This window comes from Phormidium sp. FACHB-592, from assembly GCF_014695795.1.
GTDB lineage: Bacteria > Cyanobacteriota > Cyanobacteriia > Leptolyngbyales > Leptolyngbyaceae > Stenomitos.
In genome coordinates this window covers 1-19247 of sequence record NZ_JACJOZ010000011.1, presented here as the reverse complement: position 1 = coordinate 19247, position 19247 = coordinate 1, and the positions used below count along the sequence as shown (strand labels likewise).

Genomic DNA, 19247 nt, shown 5'->3' with positions numbered 1-19247 from the left:
TCTGGTTAGGGGTAACGCCCCCAGCCCCCGTTCATGCTCCGTGCCTTAGACTGCTAATGGCGACTGAAATTACTGCTCCGATCGCTTGCGCTTAAGCTTTAAGACTGATCGTCGTGGCTGCTTTTGCCAAGCGTTAAGGAGGCTCAACACCTGACGTTTACGTTTAGACATACCACCATCATCGTCCATCATCCCTGGGCTAATCAGCGTAATGTCAAACTCATCGACTGGCATCGTCACTACGCTATCGCGCTGACACAAATAGTAAATGATGCGCACCCGCGGTCCGAACACAACCTCGTCTTCGTTTTGCAGGTTGTGCGTACGGAGACGATAGCCGTTGACCAAAAACCCATTGGAACTTGGTCTGCCTTCAAGGTCGCCATCAACAATGCGATAGCTAACGGTGCCATCACCATTTGGAAGGCGCAGCAGCGTTGCATGACGGCGAGAAACAAAGAGCGAATCAAGGCAGATATTGCAGGATGGATCTCTGCCAATAGAGTATTCGGAGCCGTCCAGCGCAATACTGCGCCGTCCGTTATCATCTTCAACAATCAGCAAATGACTTTGGTAAGATTCTGAAGACATGAGACCTAAGAGACTGTTGGTTTACTTGACACGGGCAGTCTTGATACAAGTAGTGCAAAAGCAAGTCTGACCGAAACTACAGCGAATCATCTGGCGTTTCCAGCGCGGCTCGATGTAGGGAAGGTGAGGTACAGCAACAGGGAGTTAGACACAACACTAACGGAACTAAGAGCCATCATAGCGCCTGCGGCGGCAGGGCTTAATAAAAGACCAGCAGTTGGCACCAGTAATCCAGCTGCTAGAGGGATCCCTAAAACATTATAAGCAAACGCCCAGAAGAGGTTTTGACGGATCTTATTAAAGGTTGCGTGACTTAACCGTATAGACTCGACAACATCGGTTAGACGATCGCGCATCAGAACAATGCCTGCTGTTTCTACCGCAACATCAGTACCAGAGTGCAAGGCAATACCGACATCAGCCTGAGTAAGGGCAGGCGAATCGTTAATGCCATCACCGACCATCGCAATTTTGTGCCCCTGTGCCTGAAGCGCCGCGATCGCCTGAGCTTTGCCCTCTGGCAGCACGCTAGCCAAAATGTGATCTGGGTTAAGCGCGAGTGGTTGGGCGATCGCGCGTGCCGAATCTAGCTGATCGCCCGTTAGTAGCATGACCGTTAGCCCCATTGCCTTAAGTGCTGCGACTGTTTCAATTGCATCCGGTCTCAGTGTATCGGTGACAGCAATGAGTCCTGCTAATGCGCCATCTACAGCCACATAAACAACTGTCTTTCCAGCCTGTAGCAAGCTCCGAGCTGCTGTTGTAGCAGCCTCGTTAACGGTAACACCGTGCTGCGCTAACCACGCTTGAGTACCGATCGCCACAGACACATCTACCGTTGTTTCTGTTAGCGTAACGATCGCAGCGACACCCAGCCCCGGCGCAGTGAGGAAAGCTCTTGCTGCCAAAAGCTCCAATGACTCCTGCTGAGCCTGTTGCTGGATGGCGATCGCTAAAGGATGGCGTGTGCCGCTTTCTACACTGGCAGCTAGTTGGAGGAGAGTATGAGGGGTGAAGGGGTGAAGGGGTGAAAAGGGATCAGTGGAAGCAGGGGAGGAGGCAGAGGAAGCAAGTGTGAGGGATGGGGCTTGCGTTGGAAAACCAATGTGAGGGGCACCACTACTGGAATCTGTCTGCTGACCGCTGACCGCCGACGGCTGATAGTTACATTCTCGCTGCTGATCGCTGACCGCTGACCGCTGACCGCTTTCCAGCACAATACAGTCTGTGATAATCGGTTTACCAGTAGTAAGCGTACCTGTTTTGTCGAAGATTACGGTGTCCAGTTGATGCACGCGCTCCAGCACATCGCCCCCACGAATGAGGAGACCTCGTTCAGCCCCAATGCCAGACCCAACAAGGATAGCGGTCGGTGTGGCAAGCCCCAAAGCGCAGGGGCAAGCGATCACAAGGACGGCGATCGCCAGTTTGAGGCTGAGAACGAAGGGTGAAGAGTGAGGGGTAGAGAGTGAGGAGTGCGACATCGTATGTCCAGCACTCATGGCGTGTTGCCCGATTTGCATCAGAGCGTCGCCCCAGAGTTGGCTGCCAACGAGATACCAGAACAAGAACGTGAGGAAGGCGATCGTCATCACGCCGTAGGTAAAATAGCCCGCGATCGTATCTGCCAGATTCTGGATCGGGGCTTTACGAGCCTGGGCTGCTTCCACCAGCGCAATAATATGTGCCAAAGTCGTTTCTTTGCCTGTACGAGTTGCACGCAGCGCGATCGTGCCCGTTTGATTGAGTGTTCCTGCTGCCACTAAGTCTCCAGGCTGTTTTATAACAGGGATTGCCTCACCCGTCAGCATCGACTCATCCACAGTGGTCTGCCCAATCACCACTTCACCATCCACAGGCACTTTATCTCCTGGTATCACTTGCAGCCATTCACCGAGACGAACACGATCGGCAGGAATTTCGATGAAATCTGAGGTGAGGAGTGTGGAGCGATCAGGGTAAGAGTTTTGATTGCATGGCTCCCCCTGCTCCTTTTGCTTCCCCCTTTCCTCTCGCTGCTCTCCCTTCTCTTGCTCACTCCTCCCCTTCATCAACCGTGCCACCTTTGGCTGGAGGGCAAGTAAGGATTGAAAAGCACTGGCAGCACGATTCCTTGCTTGTTGTTCAAGTGTGCGACCCAGCAAGATAAAGCCAACTAGCATGACAGGCTCATCAAAAAAGCACTCCCAGCCTAGTTGGGGCACTAGTAGCGCTACTAAGCTAGTGATATAGGCAGTCAGCGTGCCCATGCTGACGAGTGTATTCATGTTGGGAGCGTTGCGGCGTAGTCCACGCCAACCGTCGATTAGCATCGATCGCCCTGGTATAAGCAGCGCAACAGTTGCCAGCCCACAATGGAACCAAATATTAGTGAAGCCGAGGTTTGACAAAACAGGTAGATTCAACTGACCCAATTGGTCAAGATGTCCAATGCCTGACAGCAGCAACAGAGCGATCGCCATCGCTAATCGCCAAAGCTGTCGCTGCGACTCTATCTGCCGCTGTGCCTGAAAATCAAGGCGATCGCTGTTTTGGGGATCGGCAGGATCAAGCGTACTGTCAGACACCCGAAGGTGAGACGGGAACCCCGCCTCAGTTAACGTTGTCGCCAAAGTAGAGGGCTGGAGCGCACCGCTCTCGTATTCAACCGTTGCCACTTCGATCGCCAGGTTGACTGTTGCTGTCGCCACACCCTGACATTGTTTCAGTTCGTTCTCAACGGCTCGAACACAGCCAGCACACTTCATCCCAGTCACATCCAGGATGGCAATTTCTAGAGATGGTGCCGCGATCGCCTCAGTTGTGCGATCGCCCTGCGGCAGCGTGAGTTTTGTTGCGTCTAAAACCAAAGGAAAAACCTTCCACAAGCATCTACGGGGTTCTCTCTTGAGCGTAGATGAAGTAGAAGGCGATTGGTCAAAAACTATCCACTTTCTTTAAGCAAATCTGACTAGTAGAGGCGCTTCTACTGTAAGCCGTCACTAAAAATCAGAGGTGGAAGAGGGTAAACCTATGATGTCTGCATAGGCGGCAGCAATAGCGCAAACACTGAGCGGAATCGTCACTAGCAGACCTATACCCAGCAGCAAAGCACCCGCCAGATTTAGTAATACCAACACAAAAGCAAAGCCAAAGAAGGAGAACCAATTCTTGGAAATCAGCTTGCGGCTAAACTCCATTCCATCCCAGAAGTTCATCTTCTTTTCAAGCACTAAAGGCAGCGCAAAGGTGTATGCGACTGCCAGGTAAATACCAGGAATGATAATCAGCAAAAATCCAATGCCAATCATCACGCTAGAAATAAGGCTAACCAGAAAAAGCGGCAGGAAGTTATTAAAACCCCTAAAGAAATCACCAAACGTTGTAGCGCGATTTCTCAAAAGCTTGAATGCCACAATGAAAAAGCCTGCATTTAAAGGACCAGAAATCAAAAGGCTAATCAATGTACCGACAGGAGAGGCAGATTGGTTAATTTTGGCGATCGCAATGTTAATCAAGAAAACTACAAGTGTAAAGCCAACAAACCCACCTAGATTTTTCTTGAGTGTTGCCCAGCCGCTGCCAATGTACTCGCTAATCTTCACTGTGTAGCTTTTATGAAGTAAGCCTTCAAGCCCTGTCGACCCGTAACTTTCCATAGTCGTTCTCTCCAAAATGCAAAAATTGATGCTCTCGTCTCAGACCATACCAAAAACCAACTTCAGCACTTTGTAAGGCTGATTTCCGATCGACTTAATCACGTCCGGATCAAAGTCATATTTAATCTACTCCCCCGAATTATTGGAATAAAGTATTCCCTAGAAAACTTAACTCATTAAGGCTAGCTGGAAAGAAAATTTAGAACACAGCTAATTAAGCAACATCAATGCAGCAATCTAAAGTGGCTCAAATGATGGATCTAAAGCCATCTCAATCAAGGCATACATAATGTGTGCTTCTGCAAAAAAGCCTAATGTAAGGCTTGCTTCGTACTCAGTTCCTACGTCTTATCATTCCTGCTGACCGCGATCGCACCGTCATAAACTGCACCCATCATTGAGTGCTGCAATGAGCCATCAGAGTTATGCAAACTTGCAAAAGCAAGCTTAATTAGCTTCTGACAGACAAACGAAACTAAGCGGCACAATTCGTTTGCCGTAATGCTCTGCTCTATTCATCCCCCAGACTCCCTACAAACGACATCAGGAAGATTTTAAGTAACAAAAGTTTATCTTCGCTTTAGTCTTCCACAGATGGGCCTCATCGCTATTGCGTGCTGCTGCCCAAGACAAACAGGCTGAGAAGTGTGCCGCTATTCCAGAGACTATGCAGCAGCATAGAGGCGAGGAGGTTGCGCGATCGCGAGTAGACAAAGCCCAGCACAATCCCTAATGTCATTAGCGGCAGCACTTCCGAGAGGCTGAGGTGCGCGAGAGCAAAGATGAAGCTACTTAGGACGATCGCACCCCAAACGGGCATATAACGAGTAAGGGACGGCAGCAAGAAACCCCGAAACAAGATTTCTTCAAAAATGGGAGCGGCGATCGCAGCGGTGATGCAAAAGAGCACAAAGGCACCCTGGTCTTTGCCTTCCAGGGCGATCGGCAAAATAGGATTACTGCCGCCCTGCCCCTGCCAAATTTTTTGGTTGACCAGCGAGATGAGAATCACCAGTGGTAGCGCTGCGAAATAACCACCAAGCCCCCAAAGGAACCATCGGCTCCGTAGCTTGACCTGAAACCAACCGTCGGGTAGCGGCAAGAATGTCTTAATCGAGAAATACAGTACTGCTAAGCCGCCAGCCGCTAACAGTAGGTAATTCACCAGGATGTAAAGCGCTCTGGCGCGTTCGCTCAATGTCGCCGGATTGAAGCCTGCTGCTTGCTGAAACACGCCAAGCCCTAGCGGTAGCAGGATTTGCCCCACCAGAAAGAAGCCAAAGATCAATACCTGCCAGACAATTTCGCCATCCCACGGCACTGTCCACGCGGCGATTCCTTCTGGTGCAAGTAGAGATTGCTTGCGTCGCACGACCCACTGCCCCAGCAAAAAGAGCAGAATAACGGTGCCAAGCAAACCGCTGATGGTGGGGATGCCGCCGACGATCGCCAAATTAGTGAGCGCCCGTTCTGCTGTTGCCTGTTGCGCTGCTTGAAGATCTGTCAGTGCGTCCTGTCGTTGCTGTAGTTTATACAGTTGGGCGAGCGACCGATAGCGAAACCAGCTATCCAGATTTTGCTTCAGCGTTTGTTCAGCATCAGGGAACAACCGGGGTGGATCGCTCCAAAGCCCTGCCAGGACGCCAGCCGTTTTGCTCAGTGTCTCAAGGTTAGCTTTCCCGTCTGTTTGCTGAATTACGCCTGCCCAGGTTTTTTGTGCTGTCGCAGTCTGTCCTTGCTGCACCTGAAGGACACCCAGCCTGAGATCGAGTTCGGTAATCAGGCGTTCTAGTTTGGGTGTCGATACCTTTAAGGATGGATCGGCAGTCGGAGAAGCCAGCAAAAGCTGAGTTCGTTCCAGGTTTTTCTGGGCAGATTGGCGTAGCTCTTGGTATTGCTTTGTGGCTCCCTGTACGGGTTCAGCACCAATGATGCCCTTGCGAACCGACACTAAGCCTGGATCGTCGCCCTGCCACTCGGTCGCCTGTAGCACCAGGTTGGTTTGGTACAGTTCCAACCGACTTTGGAACTGGGGTTGACTCCAGCTTGCCAGCAGATCTTGACCAATGAGGGCGATCGCCAGCACTGTCAAGATCACCAGAACGATCCGCTTAATTGTCATGCATTCTCCAACGTAACGATTAGCCGTTCGCCGTTAGCTATCAACTAAAAACGGCTAGAACCTTTGCACTGCACTTTTGCATTGTGAATGAGGATCACAGATCCTGTAGAACGATTGTCGCCTAGATAGGCAAAGGCTGTACGCTAGACGGGGTAAAATTCTTCAGGAGAGAGGAGAGAGGAAGGTAAAAGTAAAAAGGTAAAAGGTAAAAACAAGTCTTCATTTTCTGCCCTCCGTCCTCTGCCTTCTGCCTCCCCTGCTCCCGCAAACAACTAATAACTAACAATTTACTGGAGGACAAACTTCTGACTACCCGCATCATCCTCGTTCGTCACGGCGAGAGTAGCTTTAACGTTGAACGACGTGTTCAGGGTCATGGTGATAAATCGACCCTTACAGAGGCAGGGCAGCGATCGGCTGATCAAGTCGGTGTAGCCCTCAGTGCTCTGTCTTTTGATGCGGTGTACAGCAGCCCTCTGCGACGAGCAAAGGATACCGCTGATCGCATTTTGTCTCGTCTTAAAACGCCGCCTGTTGCATTACTGCAAACCACTGATAAGTTGAAGGAAATCAACCTGACCGATTGGGAAGGCAAGCTGTTTAGCGAGATTGCCGAGCAAGACCCCGAGGGCTACCGCAACTGGCAACTGCGACCACACAAGTTAAAGATGGCTGCACCCGATACGGATGGTGCAACAGACTATTACCCAGTGCCAGCACTGTTTGAGCAAGCCGAAGCGTTCTGGCGGGAGCTATTACCGCGCCACGAAGGGCAAACTGTTCTCGTGGTGGCACATAGCGGCATCAATCGGGCGTTAATTTCTACCGCGATCGGGCTGCCGAGCGATCGCTATCAGTCGGTGCATCAATCTAACTGCGGCATCAGCGTTTTGAACTTTACAGGCGGGTTCGGAGACGCAGTGCAAATCGAGTCGCTTAACTTAACGGCTCATCTGGGCGAACCGTTGCCAAAACCTAAATCTGGGCAGCAGGGAGCGCGCTTTTTGCTGGTGCGTCACGGCGAGACAGATTGGAACCGCCAAAAACGGTTCCAGGGTCACATCGACGTACCGCTGAACGAGAATGGACGGGCACAATCGCATCGGGCGGCGGCATTTCTTAAAGCGATCCCCATTCACCATGCCGTCAGTAGCCCAATGCTGCGCCCCAAAGAAACTGCTGAGGTCATTCTCCAACACCATCCGGATGTGTCGCTGGAACTGGAAGTTAACCTGAAAGAAATCAGCCACGGGCTATGGGAAGGAAAGCTAGAAGCAGAAATCGAGGCGGGCTATCCCGGTACGTTGCACCAATGGCAACGATCGCCCGAAACGGTGCAGATGCCGGAAGGCGAGAACCTCCAGCAAGTGTGGGAGCGGACGATCGCAGCCTGGGATCAAATTGTGCAAACCGCTGCCAGTAGACCTGAACCCGGCACCACCCTCGTCGTTGCCCACGATGCCGTAAACAAAGCGATTCTCTGCTACGTTTTGGGTCTTGGTCCAGAGCATTTCTGGAACTTTAAGCAAGGCAACGGTGCGGTCAGCGTTATCGATTATGCCGCCACAACCGACATTCAACCTGTTCTGATGGCAATGAATATTACCGTTCATCTGTCGGATGGCATTTTGGATCAAACAGCGGCAGGAGCGTTGTAGGGGCAGAAGGCAGAAAGCAGAGGGTAGGAGGCAGAAGGGGGAGTCGGGAGTCAGGCTAAAAGCCAAAGGCTAAAGGCTGACCGCCGACTGCTCAATTAACTCAAGACTCTTCACTTTTCACTCAAAACTCTTCTCACTCATCCTCACCCCTCTCCTCTCACCCATGCCTACTGAACTACTTCAACAAGTACGAGTAATTGATCCCATTTCAAATACCGATCGCGTTACGAATGTGCTCATTGCAGACGGCATTGTGCAGGCGATTGGTGATGCGATCGCGGACAGCTCGGACGCAACTGAAGTGCAGGATTGTCGTGGTTTGGTGCTGGGCACTGGTTTAGTTGACCTTTACAGTCACTCTGGCGAACCCGGTTTTGAGGAACGTGAGACGCTGCAATCACTCTTGCAAGCTGCCAGTGCGGGTGGTTTTACCCGCATCGCCATCCTGCCAGATACCAAACCCGCGATCGATCATCCAGGTAGCGTTGCCTGGGTGCAGAACCGCTGGCAGGAACTGAAGGGAGAGGGCAGAGGGGGAGCTGATGGAGCAGGGGAAGCATGGATGCAAGCGTCAGACCCAACTCCCAACTCCCGACTCCCCATTCCCCACCTCTACTGCTGGGGCGCGCTGACCCTGGCTGTACAAGGACAACAAATGACCGAGTTGGGTGAACTGGCTGCGACCGGGATTGTTGGCTTTGCAGATGGTCGATCGCTCACGAGTTTATTGCTGGTTCGTCGCCTGCTGGAATATTTGCACCCGATCGCTAAACCGATCGCGCTTTGGGCATCTGACCTAGCCTTGAGCGGTAACGGGGTCATGCGCGAAGGACAGGCAGCGCTACGCTTTGGCTTGCCAGGGATTCCCGCGATCGCCGAAACAACTGCCTTGTCAGCCCTTCTGGAATGCGTTGAAACGACTGGCACGCCTCTTCACCTGATGCGCCTTTCGACAGCCCGTGGTGTGGCGCTCGTCCAGGCAGCGAAGGCGCGGGGATTGCCCATCACTGCTAGTACTACCTGGATGCATCTGCTGCTGAACAGTGAAGCGATCGGCAGCTATGACCCGAATTTGCACCTTGCACCACCGTTAGGCAACCCTGACGATCAGGACGCGCTGATTCAAGGCGTACAAAGCGGCACTATCGACGCGATCGCCATCGATCACACGCCTTACACCTACGAAGAAAAAACCGTTGCCTTTGCCGAAGCGCCTCCTGGCACGATCGGTTTAGAGCTGGCATTGCCATTGCTCTGGCAAGCGTTAGTTGCTACAGGCAAATGGACAGCACTGGATCTGTGGCGTAGTCTTAGCAGCCATCCAGCCCTATGCTTACAGCAAAAAGCTGCCACGATCGCCCCCGGTCAGCCTGCCGAACTAACGCTCTTCGACCCGCAGCAGGTCTGGACAGTAGACGCACGATCGCTCCAATCACTTTCTGTAAATACACCCTGGTTCCAGCAAGATATTACTGGACGGGTGGTGAGAACCTGGGTAGGAAAAGGCTAAAGGCTATTGGAAAGTCTAAAGTCTAAAGGATGAAGGCTAAATTTTTTATCCTTTAGCCCTTAGCCTTACTGATAGTTAGGTTCGGGTGTGATTTCGCCCAAACGGTTCATGGGCCAAAAGCGAACGATCGCTCGCCCGATGATACGATCACGTGGGACAAAGCCCCAATAATGACTGTCATAGCTATTGTTGCGGTTGTCGCCCAGCACCAGATAAGCATCCTGGGGCACCGTTACAGGACCATATTGATACTGAGGGTCTTCGGCGATATAGCTTTCTCTGAGAGCCTGGTCGTTGATGAACACCCGTCCACCCTTGACCTCGACCTTATCGCCTGGCAAGCCAATGACACGCTTAATAAACGCATCGTGAAAATTTTGTTTTTCTAGCGTATCAGTGGGTGAAAACACCACAACATCGCCGCGCTCGGGATTTTTGAAGTGATAGCCCAGCTTATCGACAATGAGGCGATCGTTGATTTGCAGCGTCGGCAACATCGAGCCAGAGGGAATATACCGCGCCTCTGCTACAAACGTCCGAATGCCAAACGCCAGCACAGCGCTTAGTCCGATCGTTTTGAGTCCCTCTAACCAGGGGTTCTCAGTGGTTTTCTGAGGTGGCTTTTCATCTGATACCTTGCTTTGTACGCGTGTCATAGAGAGTCAAATGTAAAAAAATCAAAAATCTGAGCAAAAAAGTAGCTAACTTGTTATGGCATCTAATACTTGCCGTGCAGTAGAGGCAGTGTCGTTAATCCATCACAATATAAATGCAACTGTAAACCATCTCATCGCTTATTTTGGCATCTAGCTCATTATGGCGGTGATTTTTCTGTCTTGAACGATTCCGCTCTAAACAAATCACTGTGACTAGCATGGTAGCTAATTCTTCGCTTCTGATCCGAAACGCTCACATCTTGCTGCCTGATGGCGACTTTATAAATGGCGATGTGCAAATACAAGAAGGCACGATCGTCCAAGTTATCGATGCCCACAATGCAGCCACACAGCCACCTGTCTCTACTAATGAGGCAGTTAGAGAGATTGACGCACAGGGCTTGACTTTGTTGCCAGGAGTTATCGATCCGCAGGTACACTTCCGCGAACCAGGGCTGGAACACAAAGAAGATTTGTTTACCGCTAGCAGTGCTTGCGCGAAAGGTGGCGTGACCTCCTTTTTGGAAATGCCGAATACGAAGCCACTGACCACCACACAGGCAACGCTGGACAGCAAACTGCAACTCGCGGCTCAGAAAGCGTTGGTGAACTACGGCTTTTTTATTGGTGCAACGCCAGAGGTACTGCCCGATTTGCTTGAGGCAAACCCCACTCCAGGCATCAAGATCTTTATGGGGTCGATGCATGGTCCGTTGCTGAACGATCAAGAGGAAGGGCTAGAAAAGATCTTTGCCTATGGCGATCGCTTGATTGCCGTCCATGCCGAAAACCAAGCGCGGATTACAGAACGGCGACAGCAGTTTGCAGGCATCACTGATCCAGCCGTTCATTCGCAAATTCAAGACAATCTGGCAGCACTCCAAGCGACGCAGCTTGCGCTGAAGCTTTCTAAAAAATATCAGCGACGGCTGCATATCCTACATATGTCTACAGCCGAAGAAGCGGATCTGTTGCGACAGGAGAAACCCGCCTGGGTAACGGCAGAAGTTACGCCGCAGCATTTGTTGCTGAACACTAGCGCTTACGAGACGATCGGCACGTTGGCACAAATGAACCCACCGTTACGATCGCCCCATGACAACGAAGTTCTCTGGCAAGCGCTCCTGGATGGCGTGATTGACTTCATTGCGACCGATCATGCGCCCCATACGTTAGAGGAAAAAGCCCAGACTTACCCAAACTCGCCGTCTGGAATGCCTGGTGTAGAAACATCGTTGCCGTTGATGCTAACCCAGGCAAAGCAGGGACGCTGCACGGTTGCCCAAGTTGTCAACTGGATGTCTACTGCGGTCGCCAAAGCGTATCGGATTCCGAAGAAGGGCGCGATCGCCCCTGGCTACGATGCCGACTTGGTGCTAGTTGATCTAGATACTTACCGCCCCGTATTGCGCGAGGAGTTGCAAACTAAGTGCAAGTGGAGTCCATTTGAAGGTTGGAGTCTGACGGGTTTTCCAGTGGTGACCATTGTGGGTGGTCAGGTTGTTTACGATCGCGGCACCGTTAACACTGAAGTACGTGGAAAAGCTCTACGCTTTGACGCTTGATGATGAACCTTAAGAAGTGATAACTCTAGATTGATCACTCTATCTTGCCTAAGGGGGACTCCATTTTCTAGTTGTTATCTTTAAGGTTATGTGTGCTTAGTCATCAGTCATGCTGGCGTTTCTTAGTGCCTATTATTACTCGGCAAGCCTAATATTAAGTGCTGTCAATTCTTTCTTTCCCCAACAACTTTGCTTCGGGTTGCTCTCTAGAATAGTGTTAAGCATTCCAGTATGGTCATGCCATGAAAGCAAGAACCCCTAACCAAGAAGTTGAAAGGCTCGAAGCACTCAGGGCATACAACATTCTGGATACTCCTTCTGAGCAAGTCTATGATGACATCACGACGCTAGCTGCTTTTATCTGTGATGTACCGATCGCCCTGATTAGTTTAGTCGATGTCGATCGCCAGTGGTTTAAGTCTAAAGTTGGGCTAAGTGTTGACGAAACCCCTCGTGATGTTTCGTTCTGTGCCCACGCGATTTTAAGCAAAGATACGATGGTTGTGAACGATGCGCTTAAAGATGAGCGTTTCGCTACTAATCCATTGGTTAGCTGTGCGCCAAACGTACGTTTTTACGCTGGCGTACCGCTTACTACGCCAGATGAGCAAGAGATCGGTACGTTGTGTGTGATTGACCATAAGCCCAGAGAGCTATCGGAGGCTCAGAAGAAAACGCTAGAAGCGCTTGCCCGTCAAGTAGTGATGCAGTTAGAGCTACGGCGCGTCTCTTCACAACTGGCAAAAGCGTTGGACACGATCGAACTGATGGAAGGGTTGATTCCCATTTGTTCTTACTGTAAGGGTATTCGTGACGATCAGGGCTATTGGTCTAGTGTCGAGAAGTTCATCGAAAAGTATTCAGATGTGGAGTTTACTCACGGTGTTTGTAATAGCTGTATGCGAAGCCATTTCCCAGAAGTAGCTGACGTTTTGCTAGCTGGAAGTGATGCTAAAAACAACTCAGAAAATGGTTCTGAATCCCAGGATGAGTTGTTAGGTTAATCTGGATACTAAGCCGAGATTCATACGTTTTTGCCACACGCTTAAAGCGGCTTTTCGACTAGCAGCGATCGCGCTGGCTTCATTTTACAAGTAGCGAGAATCAACGTGATTGTCCCTTTGTCCAGCCACAATCACACCTCACCCATTCATGCTTGCTTAAATCCCACACCTTACACCCCATTTGTCTCTAACTTAGAACGCAACAACGTCACCATCTGCTGCGCTTGAGCATGGTCGGGAAAGAGGGTGAGAAACTCTTGCAGGTCATCAATTCCCATGCGGAGCCATTCACTAGGAGCAATTAGGGATTGGCGATAGAAATCATCAGCGGTATTCAGATGGTCAGCAACAAGGTGATAGAGAGCGAGGTTGAAGGTGTTTTGCCAATCGGTAGGGGTTTGATCGTATTTGGGCTGGGCAAGTTGAATGGCAGTGGCAAGATCGGTTTGGGCAAGTTGAAACTGATTAAGTTTAAGATGCGCGAGCGCATGAAGGTAGGGAGTCCAATCATCTTTTGGATCAAGAGTGATTGCTTGTGTCAAATCTTGTAATGCGTTCTCAAATTGCCCTTTCAGTAAGTAAGCTGTTCCACGCCCTCTAAGCGTCCAGTCTGAATTAGGATCAAGTTCAATTGCTCGATTAAAATCTAGGATTGCTTTGTCGTATTGCTTGAGTGCTCTATAGGTTTGCCCACGCCTCGCAATTGTCCAAGCGTCCTTAGCATCGAGTGCAATGGCATAGTTGAAGTCAATAAGTGCCTCCTCGTAACGCTTCATCAAGCGACAGGTTCCACCACGATTCGCGATTGCCCAAGCGTCCTTAGCATCGAGTGCAATAGCGTGGTTGAAGTCAGTGAGTGCCTCCTCGTAACGCTTCATCAAGCGATAGGTCATACCGCGAAGAGTCATCACCCCTTTGTAACTAGCATCGAGTGCAATAGCGTGGTTGAAGTCAGTGAGTGCCTCCTCGTAACGCTTCATCAAGCGATAGGTCTCGCCGCGAAGAGTGATCGCCCCTTTGTAACTAGCATCGAGTGCAATAGCGTGGTTGAAGTCAGTGAGCGCCTCCTCGTAACGCTTCATCAAGCGATAGGTTCCACCACGATTCGCGATCACCCATTGGTTACTAGCATCAAGTGCAATGGCACAGTTGAAGTCAGTGAGTGCCTCCTCGTAACGCTTCATCTTGCGATAGGTTGCACCACGATTTGCGATCGCCCATTGGTTACTAGCATCGAGTGCAATAGCACGGTTGAAGTCAGTGAGTGCCTCCTCGTAACACTTCATCCAATGATAAGTTTTACCGCGATCCAGCCAATACTTTGCCTCTTCGGGCGCGAGATTAATTGCCTCTGTTAAATCTTGAAGTGATGACTCATACTCATCAAGTCGCCAATAAATTGAACCACGCCAATCTAGCGCAACGGGTCGCCATCTTGCGTCTAGTTGGGGTGCTTGTAGCAGGGCAGAAAACAGGTCGAGCGCAGCTTTGTAATCCTTATCCTTATAGGCTTGCAGCCCATCTCGCAGTTGCTCACCCCAATCCTTCAAGGCAGTATATGTTGTGACTTCTCCTGCGATCGCCATCACGCTTGCCCAGCCCCGCGCCAATTTCTGTGAATGCTTTAACGCTGCCAAGCAACCATTCAACGCCATGCCAAGCTGTGCCTGCGGTGCGATACATAGACTGTGATATAGCCACTCCAGCGTATATTTTTGCCAGGTTTCATCTTTCATCACGTCAGCGACTGTCTTCAGTCCTAGTTGCTGACGTAACTGGTCATAATAGGTTGCCAACTTGCCATGCAGGGTTTCCCAACCCTGACGTGACACCTTGCGCTGATAGCGCAACATCGGCTCTCGCACTACGCTATGGTACTGCCAGCCTTCGGGATGCTCAATTACAAAGGAACGACTCTTCAGCCATTCAAACAGCGCTTTTACATCTGCCTCTGCTACCAGCAGCGCCAGCACATCCCGGTTCAACACACGCGGGAGGGCAGCATCCATTGCAGTTTGTCGTTTAACAGGGTCAGTTTCCCACTTCAAAAACCGTTCCACCGCATCTTCACAGTGATCCGTAAGGGCATTGAGACTGGTAGGAGCTGCCTGTGCCATCATGCCAATCAGCAACGGTAGTCCATTTGATGACAACCGCCAGATTTCCTGAATCACTGCCTCATGAGTAATACCTTTACTGGTGAGGTACTGCCGCGCCTCTTCCTGCGTGAATGGTTCCAGTTCCGATCGCAGTATGCACTCCTCTAACGCTGTCCAGTCATTGCGGTTCAGCGGGTCTCGTCCTGCAATTGCTAGCAGAAAATTGGGAGTTACATCCCCATATCGATCGTCCAATAGCGATCGCACCCAATCATCCCAAAAGACCGTCGTTTGCTCGTAGGTATCCAGTAGCAACACCATTGTCTGCTTTTCGGCAAGGCGGTTAAAGTCTACCAAAAACAGCGGTGTTAACACCTCTAGCGGTTCGTTGACAAGCTGTACTTCATCTTTGTTGGTTATCTTACGGGCAACAAAAGCGGCAATCTCCCCAGTCTTATCTGCCATCGCGTTGGTATCCACAAAGTCCAGCACCGCACCACTACCAGGAATGGATTTCGCTGCACCTAGACTGGCTTTCGCTACAACGCGACCTAACCCTGCTACAAAACCCTGAGGCGCGTCTGGGTCTGCTTCTAGCTCCTGTCGCTTTTGTCGGTAGACTTTATACCGCTCCCGAAAGCGAGTAAAGGCGTGACCCTGTGCTTCAAAATCTGCTGCGAGTCGATCGAGCGCTTCTGGCACACTATCAACCTGGTTACTTTGTGCGCCCTCATCAACATAGGCAACTACCTGCTTTGAGTCTTCGACAATCTTACGAAATTGCTTTAGCAGCGTTGTTTTGCCAATGCCCCCCTGCCCAGAGACGTTGAAAATAAATTTAGTGCGTTGCTCATACGGTGTGTTGAGCGTGCTACGGAAGGACTGAAGCTGCGCCTCTCGACCAACAAATGAGTTTGCGCTGGGGCGATTGCGGAGTTCCTTCCAAGTACGCGGACGATGGTTTGGCAACATAGCAACGCAGAACGCAGGAGAGCAGTTATTCTTCTTTTATCAGTATGTCCTGCAATCTTCTCAATGCCCAACTAACTCATTGTGCTCAACCAAGTAGTGCGATCACATAACAGCAATAACGCTCAAGCCTTTCTGCTTCAGAGTCGATCGTAGCTGTACTGCATTCCCCTACATTGCCAATGTCACTGCATCGATCACAACTGCATCCCTATGCATTGCCAATGTCATTGGATCGATCAGCAATGGATCGCGAGCAATCACAACTGTATTCCCACACATTGCCAATGTCACCGCATCGATCTCAAAGCGATCGTCTTATATGCATCTTGCAGCTACAAACATTCCTTCTGTAAGCGTTAAACGTCGTGTTGTTAGGGGCACATTAAAGCCATCAACTCTTACTTAGGAGTCCATCATGCCACCACAAGATACCAGCCGTCGCCTCTCACCTCAAGTCCTTGGTCAAGATACCGATGCGCTGAACGGCTTTAATACGATCGAGGGCTACAGTACCCAACGGCAGGGGGCTACCCCAGAAGCTTTACAGCAGGCGTATCAAGAGATGCTGGCAAAACAGCAAAATGAAACGGAAAAACAAGCGCTATTCCGTGCTGCGTCTGATGCGGCTCGTTTAGCTGAATGGGAATTTCACAACACTATTCTGACGATGAAAGAAGTTGTGCGCGGGCAGTTCGGAGCCGATAGCAATGAAGCACAAGCCGTAGGATTGAAAAAGAAATCCGATCGCAAGCGTCCTACCCGTACCAAAGCTGCCGTTGCTAGTTAAGCGCTTCAATAATGCGAACCTTGTTATGCGATCGTACTAGCAACGAACCGATAACGGGGCGATCGCTTCTACTTTTTGCGTGATTTATCAGTAGATTGAACGCACGATCGCCTTGAATCATTGTGGTATTAGCGTAAAGGTTGGTAAAGACCCCAGTTCTGAGAGCTTTACTGGACAAACTTTTATACAGAGTGATTATTCTCGATTCTGTTAGTGAATGTAGTTTTCGCCATTATCCTTAGCATCATCGCTTAACCAAGCACCAAGCCAAGAGTACGCTTAGGCTACCGCATTGGTATAAATTCTGATGGCACTTAACCGCTAAAATTCCTTTTTCCAGCCCTAGCTACAGATCTAAGAGGTAGAACGATGAAGCCTAACAAGCGATTGGTTGTGTGCTGCGATGGCACTTGGCAAGATCTAGACTGCAAATACCCAACGAACGTAGTCAAAATCGCCCAAGCCGTTAAAGCAGTCGCTAGTGATGGCGTTCCTCAAATCGTGCATTACAGTGAAGGCATTGGCACAGGACCAGAAAAATTCGATCGGTGGCTAGGAGGTGCTTTTGGCTGGGGCATCGATCGACGGATTCAAAACGCCTATCGCTTCCTCTGTTTCAACTATGAAGCAGGTGATGAAATTTATCTCTTTGGCTTCAGTCGGGGAGCTTACACCGCTAGAAGCCTCGCCGGATTCATCTATAAATGCGGGTTGCTCGCACGTCCCTACATTCGTAAAACCAAAGAAGCCTACGCACTTTACCGTAACCGAGATCTTTCGCCTTCAAAGCCAGAGGCAGAAGACTTTCGCATGCGGTATGCAGTTTACCCACAAGGTTCAGCGCCCGGAACACAGATCCCCATTACACTGCTTGGCTGTTGGGATACCGTCGGTAAGTTAGGCGTTCCCAAAACTATTCCCCTCATAAGCGGTCGGGTCAACGAGAAATATCAATTTCACGATTCCAAACTGAACCCCAAAATTCAACAGGCACTCCATGCGGTTGCCATTGATGAACATCGTAGTGCCTTCGAGGTGACTCACATGTTGCCGAACAGCGTGAGCAACGACGCTTTAACCCACAAAAAGCAAGTCTCTGAAATCTGGTTTACAGGCACTCATGGTTGTGTCGGTGGCGGTACAAAAGAGAACCGGGGGCTGTCTGACATTACCCTCAAGTGGATGATGGATCAGATCACAGCATTAGGGTTGGGTTTGGAATTTGTTGGCAATCCGAATGAACATTTAACCACGTATGGAAGAAACGGAGAGCAGCAACAAACCTATGTCATCGAAGAAGGTATCGAGGTCGATCCATCGATCCAATTTGCCGACAATGTTAAAGGAATTTTTGCACTGGCAGGCAGAATCGATCGCAGTTTGATTGACAAAGAAGACCGATCGACACAACTTGACCAGCACTTCTTTAAAGACAGAATCCATGACAGTGTGAAGAAACGCTGGCAGTTGGCAACCCTTGACCCACAGTACCGCCCAAAACACATCATGGTTTTCAAGCAATGGTTTGATGAAATCGTCAAAAAAGAGTCCTAGTCCGCTTTGCACAATTGGCAAGTGAATTGCACGCGCGATCGCCCTTGGGAATGGGAATTAAATAAGTTCGATCTTTGGTAGGGGCGGGTTTTGCTGTGAAATCCATTGCAGGATGTAGTTGGGTCTGCTAAACCCGCCCGTACAGTTTGCGGATTGATTAAATTCACGAACCTTAGTAACCGTGAGTGCGTTATCGGGCGATCGTGGTTACATATTAGGCAAGGCTTTCAAGCCAGTGCTATATGCAGGTTTTTATTGCCAGCCTAAAGGTGGTTCAATCAACGCTTCATCAGCCTTGCCAGCACGCACACCTGGCTTATCAACGATCTTTACAGTTGTTGCCTGCAAGCCTTGCTCACCTTCAACCGCTTCAAAATGCACACCTGTACCTAAGCTCAGCCGATCGAAATCTCCATGAATCACACTGTTGCGATGGAAGTAAATATCTTCACCGCCCAACGTTTTGAGAAAGCCATAGCCTTGTTCAGGAAAGAGCTTCGTAACGAGTGCTGCTGTATCCTCCGCTCCGTCATTTGTTAGGGCAGTGTCGTGTTCACGTTGCTGTCTGCTCAGGTCTCTAAGCTGCCGCCATGCTTTATCAAAGGCATCTCGAACCACCGTATCCAGACCCACATATTGTTTAGCAATCGCAAGATTGCTTTGTGCCACAACTTCATGGTTAGGAGGAACCGTAATATCAAGGCGCACCCGATAAGGCGATTTGTTGCGCGGACGATCCTGATCTTTTTCAACTGCAATATGACAACTGCTGATGTGATCACAAACCTTTTCGAGCTTAGCGATTTTTTCATGAATCAAGTTATCGATCGCTTCGCTCTTATCAATACCTCGGTAGGTAATTTCCGGTGAAATTTTCATGATCAATTTCCTTTCGCCAAAGCTGTAGATCGAATTAAATTAATCATCGCTATCCCTTTTCAAGATCTCTTCTACTTGGAGAGTGAGGTTTAGAAAGTGTTTGTAAATGCTGGTTAAGCAGGTTTCAAGTTCCTCGTTCGTCGGTTGTTTGTTAACCGCCTCAGCATCAACCGAATCATGACCACATAAACCATGCCTTCATGATTTTCAGG

The 19247-nt window shown here is 50.1% G+C and carries 15 protein-coding genes; 6 read left to right on the top strand and 9 right to left on the bottom strand.

Annotated elements, in window-relative coordinates; all coding sequences use genetic code 11:
- Positions 1–69: 69 nt before the first annotated feature.
- From H6F86_RS01520 to H6F86_RS01505, 4 genes are all read right to left on the bottom strand, one after another.
- Positions 70–591: an FHA domain-containing protein gene (locus tag H6F86_RS01520; protein WP_190446343.1), complete on the bottom strand. Its 522-nt coding sequence runs from the start codon at positions 589–591 to the stop codon at positions 70–72.
- Positions 592–677: 86 nt separating this feature from the next.
- Positions 678–3383: a heavy metal translocating P-type ATPase gene (locus H6F86_RS01515; protein WP_347240065.1), complete on the bottom strand. Its 2706-nt coding sequence runs from the start codon at positions 3381–3383 to the stop codon at positions 678–680.
- A gap of 189 nt (positions 3384–3572) precedes the next feature.
- Complete coding sequence (locus tag H6F86_RS01510) at positions 3573–4229, bottom strand: hypothetical protein (RefSeq protein WP_190446342.1); 657 nt, start codon at positions 4227–4229, stop codon at positions 3573–3575.
- A 607-nt stretch (positions 4230–4836) separates the two neighbouring features.
- The gene (locus H6F86_RS01505) at positions 4837–6351 is read right to left on the bottom strand and encodes a type II CAAX endopeptidase family protein (RefSeq protein WP_190446341.1); all 1515 of its coding nucleotides are present in this window, start codon (positions 6349–6351) and stop codon (positions 4837–4839) included.
- A 305-nt stretch (positions 6352–6656) separates the two neighbouring features.
- Between H6F86_RS01505 and H6F86_RS01500 the strand changes: the two genes are divergently transcribed.
- On the top strand, positions 6657–8009 hold the full coding sequence (locus H6F86_RS01500) for a histidine phosphatase family protein (protein ID WP_190446420.1): 1353 nt from the start codon (positions 6657–6659) through the stop codon (positions 8007–8009).
- A 163-nt stretch (positions 8010–8172) separates the two neighbouring features.
- A complete protein-coding gene (locus H6F86_RS01495; RefSeq protein WP_190446340.1) occupies positions 8173–9519 on the top strand; it encodes a dihydroorotase in 1347 nt (448 codons plus the stop codon).
- 65 nt (positions 9520–9584) lie between these two features.
- Here H6F86_RS01495 and lepB read toward each other — a convergent pair whose 3' ends face one another.
- Positions 9585–10175: a signal peptidase I gene (lepB, locus tag H6F86_RS01490; protein ID WP_190446339.1), complete on the bottom strand. Its 591-nt coding sequence runs from the start codon at positions 10173–10175 to the stop codon at positions 9585–9587.
- A gap of 218 nt (positions 10176–10393) precedes the next feature.
- Between lepB and H6F86_RS01485 the strand changes: the two genes are divergently transcribed.
- A complete protein-coding gene (locus tag H6F86_RS01485; protein WP_190446338.1) occupies positions 10394–11740 on the top strand; it encodes a dihydroorotase in 1347 nt (448 codons plus the stop codon).
- A 242-nt stretch (positions 11741–11982) separates the two neighbouring features.
- Entirely contained in the window at positions 11983–12744 is a 762-nt protein-coding gene (locus tag H6F86_RS01480; protein WP_190446337.1) for a GAF domain-containing protein, read from the top strand.
- Positions 12745–12914: 170 nt separating this feature from the next.
- Here H6F86_RS01480 and H6F86_RS01475 read toward each other — a convergent pair whose 3' ends face one another.
- Together H6F86_RS01475 and H6F86_RS32685 are read right to left on the bottom strand one after the other, a co-directional pair.
- Positions 12915–15815: a tetratricopeptide repeat protein gene (locus tag H6F86_RS01475; RefSeq protein WP_190446336.1), complete on the bottom strand. Its 2901-nt coding sequence runs from the start codon at positions 15813–15815 to the stop codon at positions 12915–12917.
- Positions 15816–15983: 168 nt separating this feature from the next.
- Positions 15984–16106: a hypothetical protein gene (locus tag H6F86_RS32685; RefSeq protein WP_277881630.1), complete on the bottom strand. Its 123-nt coding sequence runs from the start codon at positions 16104–16106 to the stop codon at positions 15984–15986.
- Between the two features lie 124 nt (positions 16107–16230).
- On the opposite strand from H6F86_RS32685, the gene H6F86_RS01470 reads away from it, so the two are divergent.
- Positions 16231–16602 (top strand): hypothetical protein, encoded by a 372-nt coding sequence (locus H6F86_RS01470; protein ID WP_190446335.1) that lies wholly within the window; start codon positions 16231–16233, stop codon positions 16600–16602.
- Here the strand turns inward: H6F86_RS01470 and H6F86_RS01465 are convergent.
- Positions 16595–16780, bottom strand: coding sequence for a hypothetical protein (locus tag H6F86_RS01465; protein ID WP_190446334.1), 186 nt, complete (start codon positions 16778–16780; stop codon positions 16595–16597). The two genes, H6F86_RS01470 and H6F86_RS01465, sit on opposite strands and share 8 nt — an antisense overlap.
- Before the next feature lie 191 nt (positions 16781–16971).
- Here H6F86_RS01465 and H6F86_RS01460 point away from each other — a divergent pair, with 191 nt between their 5' ends.
- Positions 16972–18156, top strand: a complete 1185-nt coding sequence (locus tag H6F86_RS01460) for a DUF2235 domain-containing protein (protein ID WP_190446333.1) — start codon at positions 16972–16974, stop codon at positions 18154–18156.
- Positions 18157–18408: 252 nt separating this feature from the next.
- Here the strand turns inward: H6F86_RS01460 and H6F86_RS01455 are convergent, their stop codons facing one another.
- Complete coding sequence (locus H6F86_RS01455; protein ID WP_190446332.1) at positions 18409–19035, bottom strand: HPF/RaiA family ribosome-associated protein; 627 nt, start codon at positions 19033–19035, stop codon at positions 18409–18411.
- Positions 19036–19247 lie beyond the last annotated feature (212 nt).